At 63.9% G+C, this 13,095-nt stretch carries 12 protein-coding genes and 1 tRNA gene; 9 read left to right on the top strand and 4 right to left on the bottom strand.

The annotated features are described in order from the left end of the window. The first annotated feature begins 176 nt into the window (after positions 1-176). Both KI612_RS05595 and KI612_RS05590 read left to right on the top strand, forming a co-directional pair. Positions 177-746: a hypothetical protein gene (locus KI612_RS05595; RefSeq protein ID WP_226442835.1), complete on the top strand. Its 570-nt coding sequence runs from the start codon at positions 177-179 to the stop codon at positions 744-746. Positions 747-761: 15 nt separating this feature from the next. Next, positions 762-1,127: a hypothetical protein gene (locus KI612_RS05590; protein WP_226442834.1), complete on the top strand. Its 366-nt coding sequence runs from the start codon at positions 762-764 to the stop codon at positions 1,125-1,127. 7 nt (positions 1,128-1,134) lie between these two features. Here KI612_RS05590 and KI612_RS05585 read toward each other — a convergent pair whose 3' ends face one another. From KI612_RS05585 to KI612_RS05575, 3 genes are read right to left on the bottom strand one after another with little or no spacing between them, the layout of a single operon-like run. After that, positions 1,135-1,665, bottom strand: a complete 531-nt coding sequence (locus tag KI612_RS05585) for a chorismate--pyruvate lyase family protein (protein ID WP_226442833.1) — start codon at positions 1,663-1,665, stop codon at positions 1,135-1,137. Continuing rightward, a complete protein-coding gene (locus KI612_RS05580) occupies positions 1,665-2,108 on the bottom strand; it encodes a DUF192 domain-containing protein (RefSeq protein ID WP_226442832.1) in 444 nt (147 codons plus the stop codon). The genes KI612_RS05585 and KI612_RS05580 overlap by 1 nt, the downstream gene beginning before the upstream one ends. Continuing rightward, positions 2,101-2,676, bottom strand: a complete 576-nt coding sequence (locus tag KI612_RS05575; protein WP_226442831.1) for a pseudouridine synthase — start codon at positions 2,674-2,676, stop codon at positions 2,101-2,103. The genes KI612_RS05580 and KI612_RS05575 overlap by 8 nt, the downstream gene beginning before the upstream one ends. Before the next feature lie 133 nt (positions 2,677-2,809). Here KI612_RS05575 and KI612_RS05570 point away from each other — a divergent pair, with 133 nt between their 5' ends. The 7 genes from KI612_RS05570 to KI612_RS05540 all read left to right on the top strand — a co-directional run bounded on the left by KI612_RS05570 (position 2,810) and on the right by KI612_RS05540 (position 11,974). Further along, positions 2,810-5,104: a cyanophycin metabolism-associated ABC transporter gene (locus tag KI612_RS05570; RefSeq protein ID WP_226442830.1), complete on the top strand. Its 2,295-nt coding sequence runs from the start codon at positions 2,810-2,812 to the stop codon at positions 5,102-5,104. A gap of 8 nt (positions 5,105-5,112) precedes the next feature. Continuing rightward, on the top strand, positions 5,113-5,583 hold the full coding sequence (locus KI612_RS05565) for a cyanophycin metabolism-associated DUF1854 family protein (RefSeq protein ID WP_226442829.1): 471 nt from the start codon (positions 5,113-5,115) through the stop codon (positions 5,581-5,583). A gap of 123 nt (positions 5,584-5,706) precedes the next feature. Beyond that, entirely contained in the window at positions 5,707-7,962 is a 2,256-nt protein-coding gene (locus tag KI612_RS05560) for a cyanophycin synthetase (RefSeq protein WP_226442828.1), read from the top strand. A gap of 15 nt (positions 7,963-7,977) precedes the next feature. Beyond that, complete coding sequence (gene cphA / locus KI612_RS05555; RefSeq protein WP_226442827.1) at positions 7,978-10,551, top strand: cyanophycin synthetase; 2,574 nt, start codon at positions 7,978-7,980, stop codon at positions 10,549-10,551. A 150-nt stretch (positions 10,552-10,701) separates the two neighbouring features. Then, entirely contained in the window at positions 10,702-11,466 is a 765-nt protein-coding gene (gene cobA, locus KI612_RS05550; protein WP_226442826.1) for a uroporphyrinogen-III C-methyltransferase, read from the top strand. Then, complete coding sequence (locus KI612_RS05545) at positions 11,463-11,864, top strand: Rap1a/Tai family immunity protein (RefSeq protein ID WP_226442825.1); 402 nt, start codon at positions 11,463-11,465, stop codon at positions 11,862-11,864. Before cobA ends, KI612_RS05545 begins: the two co-directional genes overlap by 4 nt. A 25-nt stretch (positions 11,865-11,889) precedes the next feature. Next, positions 11,890-11,974, top strand: a tRNA-Leu gene (locus KI612_RS05540). Positions 11,975-12,146: 172 nt separating this feature from the next. On the opposite strand, the gene KI612_RS05535 is transcribed toward KI612_RS05540, so the two are convergent. Further along, positions 12,147-12,761 carry a hypothetical protein gene (locus KI612_RS05535; protein WP_226442824.1) on the bottom strand — a complete coding sequence of 205 codons (615 nt, stop codon included), beginning with the start codon at positions 12,759-12,761 and terminating at the stop codon, positions 12,147-12,149. Positions 12,762-13,095: the final 334 nt, after the last annotated feature.

Raw genomic sequence — 13,095 nt, 5'->3', positions numbered from 1 at the left:
CCGGGCCTGAACCAGAGAAGCCCTGCGGCACCGTCCGCAGGGCTTTTTTCATTGCCGGCCCGGATTGTGAAAATCGGCAAAAAACAGCCGTCGACCGCTGGCCGAGCAAGAAGCGTATCGTGCACCGCACCGATCGGCCGTTCCGGCCGCCACCTTCGAGCGAAAGCAGGTCCGCCGTGAATCCCGCCAAAATCAACGCCCTTTTCGATGTCCTGCGCGCCGCCTGCGCCCGTCAGTTCGCCTTCAACCCGCGCCGGGTCACGGCCGGCATGCGCTACGTCGGCACCGAAGGACACGGCAAGGATCTGGTCCATATCTTCCGCGATGCCGGCACGCATTCGCAGATCGTGCTCAACAGCACCTTCGCGACGCTGCGCGAGAAACACGGCGAAAAGCCGCACTGGACCGAGGCCGAGAAAGCTCACTACAAGAACACCGACGCTGAAATCGATGCCGAAATCGCCGCCCGCCAGGCCGAACTCGATTACACCTGCAGCAGCCCGCTCTATCTCGATCACCGCGCCGAGTTGCTGTCGCACTACAAGGACTGGCCGGCCTACCAGCCCGGCCCGAACCCGCGCGAAGCCGCCCGTGCCCTGATCGCCAGCCTCACTGAAGCCGCCGACCCGCGCCTGACCGCCTTTGCCGAACACATGCACTCGAACGACCCGGAGCACCTGGCGCACCTGCTGCTCGCGCCCTGTCATCTCGAACTGGAAGCCGCCAAAGCGGCGGCCGCCGCTTAAACCGGGAGCACGCGCATGGCCCAGGCAAAATCCTGCGAGCTCAGTCTCGCCGCCCAGACCACCGACGAACTGCTGCACGGCCTGGAAAAACTGCGGCAAAGCTGGAAGGAAAATCCGGCCGGCGTACCGAAAGGCCTGGCCTGCTCGGAGTCGAAGAGCGGCCAGTTCGTGCTGGTCGCTGCCGAATCGGCCTTCGTCACCCTGCCCGGCGCCTGCGTCATCAAGGGCATCGGCGCCATCGAACTGCACGGCGAACCGGCCTTCGAAGACGGCGACCATTCCAAAACCCTGGTTCTCAAGGCAACGCCGGAAGGCTGGCAGTTCTCGGTCAAGTTCATGCGCCCGGTCGTGCGCGAGCGAAACGCCAAACAATCCGCCTGAGCGGCGTTCAGCCCAGGCGTTCGATCGCCGGCAAAAAGACCTCGGTGACCACCACCTGCTGCCCGCCCAGGCGATGCAGCGAGCGACGCGCCCAGAGATGGGGGCCGCAGGCAGCGAGCGCCGCGGCCCGGCGATAGAGCGGATGCCGGCTGTCGAGGCGGCGAAACTCGATATCACCACGGCGAAAGCCGGGATGCGCAAAGAGCAGCGAACCGAGCGAACGACTACCCAGACGCGCCAGCCAGCGGCTCAGGCGGCCGCGGCCAGCGGTCGACAACGTGGTATGGGCAAAAATCACCGGCACGCCGTCGCATTCGAGCGCCACTTCGCGCACCCAGGCCGGCTGGCGGCCCTGATCGAAAATCAACCCTTCATCGGCAAGCGGCCGGCCGCGCCCGTAGGCGAGCAGGCGCACGCGAAAGCCCGTGCTCAGGCGCTGACAGCGCGCTGTCAACGAAGTCGGCTCGCTCAACCAGGAAGCCAGGGAAGGCGAAACGGCCGCCCGGCCCAGGCCGGACTGCCAGCGATTGCTGCGCATTACTGCCCCCGCGGTGCCTTTTCGATGCCATTGAGGCGGGTGCCGGCCTTGAGGCCGCGCTGGGCGAACCAGCCGAGATTCATTTCCAGCGCGTAACTGGCCATCTTCTTGGCGCAATGGTTGTCTTCGGTCTGCGGCTGCATGTCCTCGATATTGATGATCTTGCCCTCGGCATCGAGAAAGGCCACCGACAACGGGATCAGCGTATTGCGCATCCACATGCAATAGGCGTTCGGCTGCGGGAAGACGAACAGCATGCCGCGCTGCGCCGGCATCGACTTGCGCTGCATCAGACCGGTCTGCCGGTTCTGGTCGGTCGCGGCGACTTCGGCCTCGATGCGGTGAAAGCCGGCGGTCAGTTCGACGACCGGCATGGCCGTCTGCGCCAGCGCCGCGCCGCTGAGCAGCAGGCCGAAAAAGGCGGCAAATACGTTCTTATTCATGGAATGTTCCTTGCAAATCCTTGAGAGAGCCTTCGATGACACGCAACTGGCCAAGCGACAGACCGGCCAGGCCAACCCCACCGATCGCGGCGCGGATCAGACGCAGCGTAGGATAGCCGATGGCCGCTGTCATTCGCCTGACCTGGCGATTCTTGCCTTCGGCAATGCGGATTTCCAGCCAGCGGGTCGGAATCGCCTGGCGAAAGCGGATCGGCGGGTCGCGCTGCCACAGCCCGGCTGGTTCGTCGATCAGGCGAACCTTGGCCGGTTGTGCCGTGAAGTCGGAAAGCTTGATGCCGGCGCGCAGGCGTTCCAGATCGCTTTCCTGCGGCTCGCCCTCGACCTGCGCCCAGTAGGTTTTTTCCAGCTTGTGCTTCGGATCGGCAATGCGCGCCTGCAACTTGCCGTCGTCGGTCAGGATGAGCAGGCCTTCACTGTCGGCATCGAGGCGGCCGGCGACGTAAACATCCTTGAGACTGATGAATTCAGCCAGCGAACGCCATTTGCCCTCCGGCGTAAACTGGCTGAGCACACCGTAAGGCTTGTTGAAGAAAACGATTCTGGACACGGCGCGCAGCGGTCAACCCGGAAAAAGAGGGCAATTCTAGCCGAGCCGGACGCGCCCGGCGACCGGCTCCGGTCAACCGTCCTGCCGGCCGGGCGTTAGGCGGCTACCCCCAGCCTTGCGATATACTCGCCCGATGACTGCCATTGCACAAAACACCGCCGGCAACGAGCCGGTGCTCCCCGCTCACTGGGCGGCTGAAGTCGAAGCGCAACTGAGCGCCGGCGAAAACCCCCAGGCCTGGCTTGAAATCGATCTCGATGCCCGTCTGCAGTTCGCCCGCGGCCTGGTCGTCATCACTGACCGCCGCCTGCTGGCGCTGGCGCCGGGCGAGAGCAACTGGCGAACCTGGCCGCTACAAGCCGGCCTCAGCCTGAACCATGTCGACCATGCCGGCGTCGGCACGCTCGAACTGCTCGATACCCATGGCCGCCAGGCCTGCTGGCGCTACACGCTGGCCCACAACCTGGCCGCCCTGCGCGTCATCGCCGAGTTCGAGCTGCATCTGCAAAGCATCGTCTCCAGCCAGCCGGTCGAACGCCCGCCGGAAGACGTCTGCCCGAAATGCAAGGCACCGCTCGAGCCGGGCGACGACGAATGTCCGAACTGCAATCGCGAAACCGCCGTTCCGCCATCGACCTGGACGCTGTTCCGCCTGTGGCGCTTCGCCCGCCCCTACCGCTGGCAGTTGCTGACCGGTTTCCTGCTCACGCTCGCGTCGACCGCGGCGCAGCTGGTGCCGCCCTACCTGACCATGCCGCTGATGGACAACGTGCTGATCCCTTTCCAGAACGGCAAGCCGATCGACTGGCCGCTGGTGCTCATGTATCTCGGCGGCCTGCTCGGCGCCGCCGTGCTGGCCTGGGGCCTGGGCTGGATCCGCACCTACATCCTGTCGCTGGTTTCCGAACGCATGGGCCGCGACCTGCGCACGCAGACCTACGACCACCTGCTCGGCCTGTCGCTCGAATACTTCGGCGGCAAGCGCACCGGCGACCTGATGGCACGTATCGGCAACGAAACCGACCGCATCAACATCTTCCTGTCGCTCGACCTGCTCAACTTCGCCACCGACGTGCTGATGATCACGATGACCGCCGTCATCCTGTTCTCGATCAACCCGTGGCTGGCGCTGGTCACACTGCTGCCGCTGCCGATCATCGGCTGGCTGATCCATTTCGTGCGCGAAAAGCTGCGCACCGGCTTCGAGAAAATCGACCGCGTCTGGGCCGAAGTGACCAACGTGCTGGCCGATACCATCCCCGGCATCCGCGTCGTCAAGGCCTTTGCCCAGGAAAAGCGCGAAGGCGCCCGCTTCCGCGCCGCCAACGAGCACAACCTGCAGATGAACGACAAGCTGAACAAGACCTGGTCCTTGTTCACCCCGACCGTGACCCTGCTCACCGAAGTCGGCCTGCTCGTCGTCTGGGTCTTCGGCATCTGGCAGATTTCCAAGGGTGCCAGCACGGTCGGCGTGCTCACCGCCTTCCTCGCCTACATCGGCCGCTTCTACACCCGTCTCGACTCGATGAGCCGCATCGTCTCCGCGACCCAGCGCGCCGCGTCGAGCACCAAGCGCATTTTCGAAATTCTCGACCACGTCTCCAGCGTGCCGGAACCGACCAACCCGATCCACCTGAGCAAGGTCACCGGCCAGCTCGAACTGAAGAAGGCCAGCTTCCGCTACGGCACACGTGCGGTGACGCGCGACGTCGATCTGGTCATCCAGCCCGGCGAAATGATCGGCCTGGTCGGCCACTCCGGCTCGGGCAAGAGCACGCTGGTCAACCTGATCTGCCGCTTCTACGACGTCTCCGAAGGCCAGGTGCTGATCGACGGCGTCGATGTCCGCTCCGTGCCGGTCGAGGAATTCCGCCAGCACATCGGCCTGGTGTTGCAGGAGCCCTTCCTCTTCTTCGGCACCATCGCCGAGAACATCGCCTACGGCAAGCCGCAGGCAACGCGCCAGGAAATCATCGCCGCCGCCCGCGCCGCGCACGCCCACGAGTTCATCCTGCGCCTGCCGCACGGATACGACTCGCTGGTCGGCGAACGCGGCCAGGGCCTGTCCGGCGGCGAACGCCAGCGCATCTCGATCGCGCGCGCCCTGTTGATCGACCCGCGCATCCTGATCCTCGACGAAGCGACCTCGGCGGTCGACACCGAAACCGAGAAGGAAATCCAGAAGGCGCTCGACAACCTGGTGCGTGGCCGTACCACAATCGCCATCGCGCACCGCCTGTCCACGCTCAGGAAGGCTGACCGTCTGGTCGTCATGGATCGCGGCCGCATCGTCGAAATCGGCAATCACGACCAGTTGATGGAACTCGAAGGGCATTACTACAAGCTCTACCAGGCCCAGGCGCGCAACGTCGATACCGAACAGGAACTGCCGCGCTCCCCCGATCTTCCGAAAACCGTCACGGCCTGAAAGTCATCATGTCGAACCCCAATTTCCAGCTCGAACGCGACGCTTACGGTCGACTCATCCTGACCGGCGAAAATGGCGAACGCCACGAAGGCATCACGCCGGTCCGCGCCTTCCCCATCGCCGCCCCCGACGAAGGCCTGTCGCTAATCAATTACGAAGGGCACGAAGTGGCCTGGGTGGACAACATCGCCGACCTGCCGCCGGCGATCGGCCAGTTGCTTGAAGAAGAACTGGCCAGCCGCGAATTCGTCCCGGAGATCACGCAGATCACCGAGGTGTCGAGCTTCGCCTGTCCGAGCACCTGGCAGGTAGGTACCAACCGCGGCGCAACGGCGCTCGTCCTCAAGGGCGAAGAAGATATCCGCCGCCTGTCGCAGACCTGTCTGCTGATTGCCGACAGCAACGGCATCCAGTTTCTGGTCCGCGACCTGACCGTGCTCGACCGGCAAAGCCGCAAATTGCTCGACCGCTTCCTGTAACCGGGCGTACCGGGTTGTGACATTTTTTTGTCACGGGTAATCCATCGCCCCTCGAAAGCGTTAATAATCACCATCTGCCCCAATAACAATCTTGACCGTGAAACGGAGCCGGGCGAAGGAATCATGAAGAAAAAAGACATCATCATCCGGGACATCATTTCCCTGCGCGGTCCGAGCATCTGGACCTATCCCCCGGCCCTCGAAGCCTGGATCGACATTGGCGAATTCGAGGACTACCCGTCCAACAAGCTGCCCGGTTTCGTGGACCGCCTCAAGGCCTGGCTGCCGTCGCTGATCGAACATCGCTGCAACTACGACGAACGCGGCGGCTTCCTGCGCCGCCTCGACGAAGGTACCTGGATCGGCCACGTGCTCGAGCACGTTTCTCTCGAACTGATGACGCTGGGCGGCTTGCCCGACGGCTTCGGGCGCACCCGCGAAACCACCGAGCGCGGCGTCTACAAGCTGGCGATCAGCAACTTCCAGGAAGACTGCACCCGCCTCGCCCTCGAACTCGGCATCAAGCTCATCCTCGCTGCCGTCAATGACACGCCCTTCGACATGGCCGAAGCGACCAGCACCATGCGCCGCCGCGTCGACCGCAAGTATCTCGGCCCGTCAACCGCAGCCATCGTCAATGCCGCCGAAGCGCGCAGCATTCCGGCGATCCGCCTGCTCGACGACGGCAACCTGGTGCAACTCGGCTACGGCGCCGCGATGCGCCGCATCTGGACGGCCGAAACCGACCAGACCAGCGCCATTGCCGAGACCATCTCGCGCGACAAGGACCTTACCAAGACCCTGCTCTCCTCCTGCGGCGTCGCCATCCCGGAAGGCCGCGAAGTCAGCAGCGCCGAAGATGCCTGGGAAGCCGCCGAAGACATCGGCGTACCGGTCGTCGTCAAGCCGACCGACGGCAACCACGGGCGCGGCGTCTTCATCGACCTGACCAGCAAGGAAGAGGTTGCCAAGGCCTACGCCATCGCCGTCGAAGAAGGCTCCGGCGTGCTCGTCGAGCGCTCCATCCAGGGCATCGAACACCGCCTGCTGGTGGTCGGCGGCAAACTGGTCGCCGCCAATCGCAGCGACCTGATCACAATCAACGGCGACGGCAAGTCGACCGTGCAGGAACTGATCGACAGCCAGATCAACGTTGATCCGCGCCGCGGCACGACCGAACTGCATCCGCTCTCGATCATCCGCATCGACACCGCGGCCCGCATGGAACTCGAACGCCAGGGCCTGAACGCCGACAGCGTACCGGCCGCCGGGCGCGAAGTACTGATCCAGCGCAACGCCAACCACGCCTTTGACTGCACCGACGACGTCCACCCGGAAACGGCCCGTACTGCCGCCCTCGCCGCCCGTATCGTCGGTCTCGACATTGCCGGCATCGACCTCGTCTGCAAGGACATCGCCAAGCCGCTCGGCGAACAGGGCGGCGCCATCGTTGAAGTCAACGCCGGCCCCAGCCTGCTGATGCACATAAAACCGGGCATCGGCAAGCCGCGTCCGGTTGGCCAGGCCATCGTCGACAACCTGTTTGGCCCCAACGTCGGTGGCCGCGTACCGCTGGTCGGCGTGACCGGCACGCACGGCAAGACGGCCGTCGCCAAGCTGATCGCCCACTTCCTCTACCTGTCCGGTCAGAAGGCCGGCCTGGCCTGCAGCGACGGCATATTCCTCGGCCGTCGCCAGGTCCAGAAGAGCAATGCAGCCAACTGGGAAGGCGGCCGTCGCCTGCTGCTCAACCGCTCGGTTGAAGCTGCCGTCATCGAGAACGGCGCCGAAGTCATCCTCGGCGAAGGCCTGCCCTACGACCGCTGCTCGGTCGGTGTCATCACCGACATCGTGCCGGCCGACGAAGACCTGTCACGCTGGGATGTCCAGCCCACGGGCGGCGAGTACTACACGACGCACCGTTCGATCTACCGCACCCAGGTTGATGTCGTGCTGCCCAGCGGCCATGCCGTGCTCAATGGCGCCGACGAGCTGGTCGCCGACTTTGCCGAGCTGTGCGACGGCGAAGTGATCTTCTACGCCGCCGATCCGGCCACCCCGGCTCTGGTCACGCACCGCGCCGGCAACGGCCGCACGGTCTATGTCGCCGAGGGCCGCATCATCATGGCCAGCGGCCAGGACGAGATTCGTCTTTGCCGCCTGGGCGATGCCCCGGTCATCGGCAAGCAGAAGGATCCGCACACCATTGCCAATGTGCTGGCCGCTGTCGCTGCCGGCTGGGCCCTGGGCCTGACGCAGGAAGTCATCGTCACCGGCCTCAAGACCTTCGGCATCGAACTGCCCGACCCCGCCGCGCTGCTGCCGCTGCGCGCCAAGAAATCGCCCGTGGCCAAAAAGCCGGCGACCCACCGGAACTAACAAGGATTTAGCGTCATGGACGTTTCCCGTATTCGTGCCCTGCGCGGCCCCAACCTGTGGAGCCGGCACACCGCGATCCAGGCCATCGTCACCTGTGAAGGTGCCGAATGTGCCATCTCTGATCTGGACAATTTCGAAGCCCGCCTGCGCGAGCGCTTCCCGGCGCTGGGCGACCTGATCCCGGCCGACCACCTCGACACCGTGTCGATGGCACATGCCCTCGAGTTCGCCGCTCTCGGCCTGCAGGCCCAGGCCGGCTGCCCGGTCACCTTCAGCCGCACGGCACAGACCGTAGACCAGGGGGTTTACCAGGTCGTGGTCGAGTACACCGAAGAAGAAGTCGGTCGCCTCGCCTTCGAGCGCGCCGAGCAACTTTGCCTGGCTGCAATCGCTGACACGCCCTTCGATCTTGAAGGCACGCTCAAGGAATTGCGTGACCTCGACGAGGATATCCGCCTCGGCCCATCGACCGGTGCCATCGTCGCTGCCGCTGTGGCGCGCGGCATTCCCTACCGCCGCCTGACCCAGGGCAGCCTCGTCCAGTTCGGCTGGGGCTCCAAGCAGAAGCGTATCCAGGCCGCCGAAACCAGCTTCACCAGCGCCATCGCCGAAGCCATCGCCCAGGACAAGGAACTGACCAAGAAGCTGCTGCATGCCGCCGGCGTTGCCGTTCCCTACGGCCGCCCGGTCGAGGATGAGGACGACGCCTGGGTTGCCGCCCAGGAAGTCGGCCTGCCGGTCGTCGTCAAGCCGCAGGACGGCAATCAGGGCAAGGGCATCTCGGTCAACCTGACCACCGAAGAACAAGTCCGCAAGGCTTACCAGGTCGCCGTCAGCTTCTTCGACGACATCATGGTCGAGAAATTCCTGCCCGGCCACGACTGGCGCCTGCTGGTCATCGGCGACAAGCTGATCGCTGCCGCCCGGCGTGATCCGCCGCTGGTCATCGGCGACGGCACACACACCGTGCGCGAGCTGGTCGACATCGTGAACAGCGATCCGCGCCGTTCCGACGGTCACGCCACCTCGCTGACCAAGATCCGTTTTGACGCAATCGCCATCGCCCGCCTCGAAGAGCAAGGCTATACAGCCGACTCCGTGCCCGGCCGCGGCGTGCGTGTCGTGCTGCGCAACAATGCCAACCTGTCGACCGGCGGCACCGCCACCGACGTCACCGACGACGTGCATCCGGAACTCGCTGCTGCCGCCATCGCTGCCGCGCAGACGGTCGGCCTCGACATCTGCGGCATCGACGTCGTCTGCGACACCATGCACAAGCCGCTCGAAGAACAGGGCGGCGGCATTGTCGAATGCAACGCCGCCCCCGGCCTGCGCATGCACCTCGACCCGTCTTTCGGCAAGGGCCGCGCCGTCGGCGAAGCGATTGTCGGCATGATGTTCCCGGACGGCGACAACGCCCGCATCCCGGTCGTCGCGATCGCCGGCACCAACGGCAAGACAACGACCAGCCGCCTGATCGGCCGCATCTTCGAAGCCAACAACCTGCGCGTCGGCATGACCAGCACCGACGGTGTTTACATCGAAGGCCGCCGTACCGACGACGGCGACTGCTCCGGCCCGCGCAGCGCGCGCAACGTGCTGCTGCATCCGGACGTCGACGCTGCCGTGTTCGAAACCGCCCGTGGCGGCGTACTGCGTGAAGGTCTCGGCTTCGACATGTGCGATGTGGCCGTGATCACCAACATCGGTCTCGGCGACCACCTCGGTCTCAACTACATCACGACGGTCGACGAGCTGGCGGTGGTCAAAAGGGTCATCGTCGAAAACGTGGCACCGGATGGTACCGCCGTGCTCAACGCCGCCGACCCGGTGGTTGCCGCCATGGCTCACCATTGCCACGGCGACATCATCTACTTTGCCCGCGACCGCATGAACCCGGTACTCGCCACGCACCGCGCCCAGGGCCGCCGGGTGATCTACGCCGAACGCGATGCGATCATCTGCGGCGAAGGCCGCAAGAAACACCGCATCCCGTTCGCCAACATTCCGCTCACCCGCAACGGCACGATCGGCTTCCAGGTCGAGAACGCCATGGCGGCCATCGGCACCGGCTGGGCGCTCGACTACGCCTGGGACGTGATCGAAAAGGCACTGGCCAACTTTGTCAGCGACGCAGCAACCGCCCCCGGTCGTTTCAACGTCTTCGACTACAAGGGTGCGACGCTGATTGCCGACTATGGCCACAATCCGGATGCCATCCAGGCGCTGGTCGGCGGCATCGCCAACATGCCGGCGGTGCGTCGCTCGGTGGTGATCAGTGGCGCCGGCGACCGGCGCGACGACGATATCCGGCAGCAGACCGAAATCCTCGGCGAAGCCTTCGACGACGTCATCCTCTACCAGGATGCCTGCCAGCGCGGCCGCGAAGATGGCGAAGTCATCGGCCTGCTGCGTGAAGGCCTGGCCAATGCCAGCCGCACCAAGCATATCGATGCGATCACCGGCGAGTTCCTGGCCATCGATACGGCACTGGAGCGCCTGCGTCCGGGCGACCTCTGCCTGATCCTGATCGACCAGGTCGACGAGGCACTCGCCCATATCGCCAAACGGATCAGCGAAGCCGGCTAAAGCGACAAGCAACATGCGCCACGGGCTGCTGCAAGGTGTACGCGCACCAGGCGGCAGCCCTTTCCTTTTATCGGTCGACCGGCGAAAAACAGCATTTTTCCCCGGTCGACCGCCAGCCTCCCAGCATACAAGCCACTGCCGGAAACCACCATGAACGACAACGCAACCCTCTCCACCGGCAAGGTCTGGCTAGTCGGCGCCGGCCCCGGCGATGCCGACCTGCTGACTGTCAAGGCGGCCCGCCTGATCGCCAGTGCCGATGCCATCGTCTATGACCATCTGGTCGGCGAAGGCGTGCGCGCGCTCTTTCCGGCCCACAGCCGTCACATCTACGTTGGCAAGAAGGCCTCCCGGCACACCCTGAAGCAGGAAGAGATCAACCAGCTGCTCGTCGAACTGGCAGCAGAAGGCCTCGCCGTGGTCAGGCTGAAAGGCGGCGACCCGTTCATCTTCGGACGCGGCGGCGAAGAACTTGAAATTCTCCAGGCCTCCGGCGTTCCCTTCGAGGTCGTCCCCGGCGTCACCGCTGCGGCCGGCTGCGCCGCCTATGCCGGCTTCCCGCTGACGCATCGCGAGCACGCCCAGTCGGTCACCTTCGTCACCGGCCACCTCAAGGATGGCAGCGTCAATCTCGACTGGCCGGCACTGGCCCGCCCCGGCCAGACCGTGGTTTTCTACATGGGCATCGGTGCCGCCGAACAAATCTGCCAGCAGATGATCGCGCACGGTCTGCCGTCACTGACACCGGCCGCTGTCATCCGCAAGGGCACCCTGCCCGAACAGCAAACCCTGCTCGCCACACTCGGCACCCTGCCGCAGCGCATAGCCGAATCCGGCATCAAGCCGCCGGCGCTGATCGTCGTCGGCAGCGTCGTCAACCTGCATGACAAGCTCAACTGGTTCGAAAAATCATGAAAAAACTCTTCTGCCTGCTCGCTCTCTGCTGTGCCGCGTCAGCCCACGCCTACTCGATCGATGAACTACGCGACGACTGTCAGGCTGCCGACGACTTTTATGCCCAGAAGAAAACGACCGACCCTTACCAGTCGGTACGCAGTGCCCGCTGCATTTCCTACGTCGCCGGCTTTGCCGACGGTTACGCCATCAGCGACTATCTCGCCGAAAAAATCGGCCTCAAGATCAACGCCTTCTGCCTGCCGAACGACGCCGATCTGACGCCGCGCCTGGTCCGCGCCGTGCTCGCCCACCTCGAACACCTGCCGCCAAAACCGGGCGGCAACACCGCCATGCTGGTCGCCAGCGCCCTGGCTAAATCCTTCTCCTGTCCTGATTCACTTGAAACGAAGAAGTGATTCATGGATAATCCGGCCTCCATTCGCCCCGATGGCGGAATCGGTAGACGCAGCGGATTCAAAATCCGCCGCCGAAAGGTGTGCCAGTTCGAGTCTGGCTCGGGGCACCAGTTAGCTGGTTAAAGCAGTCCAAGCAAGTCCATCAAACCCGCCTCTGTGCGGGTTTTTTGTTGGTTTTTCCGCAATAAAAAACCGGCTCCTCGGCAACGAGGATCCGGCTTTCTGGAATTCAGCCCGCGCGATCAGACTCGCGGGATGGGCGACGACAGCGGGCGTCGAACCTTAAGAGAACTTCCGCTCATGCGCCTGAACGGCTTTTGTCCGGGCAATCAGCAACCTGAGCTTCACCGCGTCGGAAACATCTTCGGCTGCCTGCTCATCGATGCCGGCAACATTAGCCATCTTGTGGGCTTCGACCGCCTTCATGCGCGCAAGGAACAGTCTGAGCTTGGCGGTTTCCGAAATGGCCGGATAAGCAATCTGCTCATCATCCTGATCTTCCGAACCGGCCAGCTTCGGGCGGCTGAATGAACGATGCAGGTCAAGATCATCGGCGCCCTCATCGTCATCGCCATCGTCGATGAATTTGAACGAGGCGGCCAGTTCAGGCATGGCTTTCGTGCTCAACAAGCTCATCTGGCTGCGGGCACTTCTGGAGAGCATCGATTTCTTGATCGTGCCCTTTTTCTCAAGCTTTGCCACTTTTTGTGGCGTAATTTGAGGAAGACTGCTCGCTGCGGCAACTTGCGCAATATCAACTGTCGCACGTGCGGTCTGGGCGTAATCGATCACTGTCGTTACGACCTCTGCTGCGGGCACAGCCGTTACTTCAGGTTCGGCGGCACCGCCCCCCCCTGAAACCAATGCTGCAGCCAATGCGATTGCTATCCAGCGCACTTCGATTCCCTTGCAAATACGTACTCAATGCATGCTTAACGCAGCAATTTCGATTTGGTTGTCAGCGAAACACAAATAAATCAATTAATTGGCTTTATTGAGCCTCCGGATTCATGAAACCCGTTCGCCCACTTCACCCGGACGATGAATGCCGGCGGCAATCGACCTTCCGGCCGGGATGGACATGCCGCAGGCAGTAAACGCATTCCGAACAGGCGTTTTACCGGGAGCGAGACCGGGGAAGCCTGCGGATGGTAATATTCGCCCCGCTTGATTGAGCGACACACCAACTCGTTGATGCCGTTCATTTCCAGCCAATGCCGGCGCCAGATGG

Origin of the sequence: Quatrionicoccus australiensis (genome assembly GCF_020510525.1) — a bacterium.
GTDB lineage: Bacteria > Pseudomonadota > Gammaproteobacteria > Burkholderiales > Rhodocyclaceae > Azonexus > Azonexus australiensis_B.
Note: the sequence above shows the minus strand (reverse complement) of the source record. Positions and strands in the feature narration are given on the sequence as shown.

Bases quoted from the DNA above. Each gene is read 5' to 3' on its own strand.
- KI612_RS05590 (WP_226442834.1), top strand. From the start codon at position 762: ATGGCCCAGGCAAAATCCTGCGAGCTCAGTCTCGCCGCCCAGACCACC.
- KI612_RS05545 (WP_226442825.1), top strand. From the start codon at position 11,463: ATGAAAAAACTCTTCTGCCTGCTCGCTCTCTGCTGTGCCGCGTCAGCC.
- KI612_RS05565 (WP_226442829.1), top strand. From the start codon at position 5,113: ATGTCGAACCCCAATTTCCAGCTCGAACGCGACGCTTACGGTCGACTC.
- KI612_RS05570 (WP_226442830.1), top strand. From the start codon at position 2,810: ATGACTGCCATTGCACAAAACACCGCCGGCAACGAGCCGGTGCTCCCC.
- KI612_RS05560 (WP_226442828.1), top strand. From the start codon at position 5,707: ATGAAGAAAAAAGACATCATCATCCGGGACATCATTTCCCTGCGCGGT.
- KI612_RS05580 (WP_226442832.1), bottom strand. From the start codon at position 2,108: ATGAATAAGAACGTATTTGCCGCCTTTTTCGGCCTGCTGCTCAGCGGC.
- KI612_RS05585 (WP_226442833.1), bottom strand. From the start codon at position 1,665: ATGCGCAGCAATCGCTGGCAGTCCGGCCTGGGCCGGGCGGCCGTTTCG.
- cphA (WP_226442827.1), top strand. From the start codon at position 7,978: ATGGACGTTTCCCGTATTCGTGCCCTGCGCGGCCCCAACCTGTGGAGC.
- cobA (WP_226442826.1), top strand. From the start codon at position 10,702: ATGAACGACAACGCAACCCTCTCCACCGGCAAGGTCTGGCTAGTCGGC.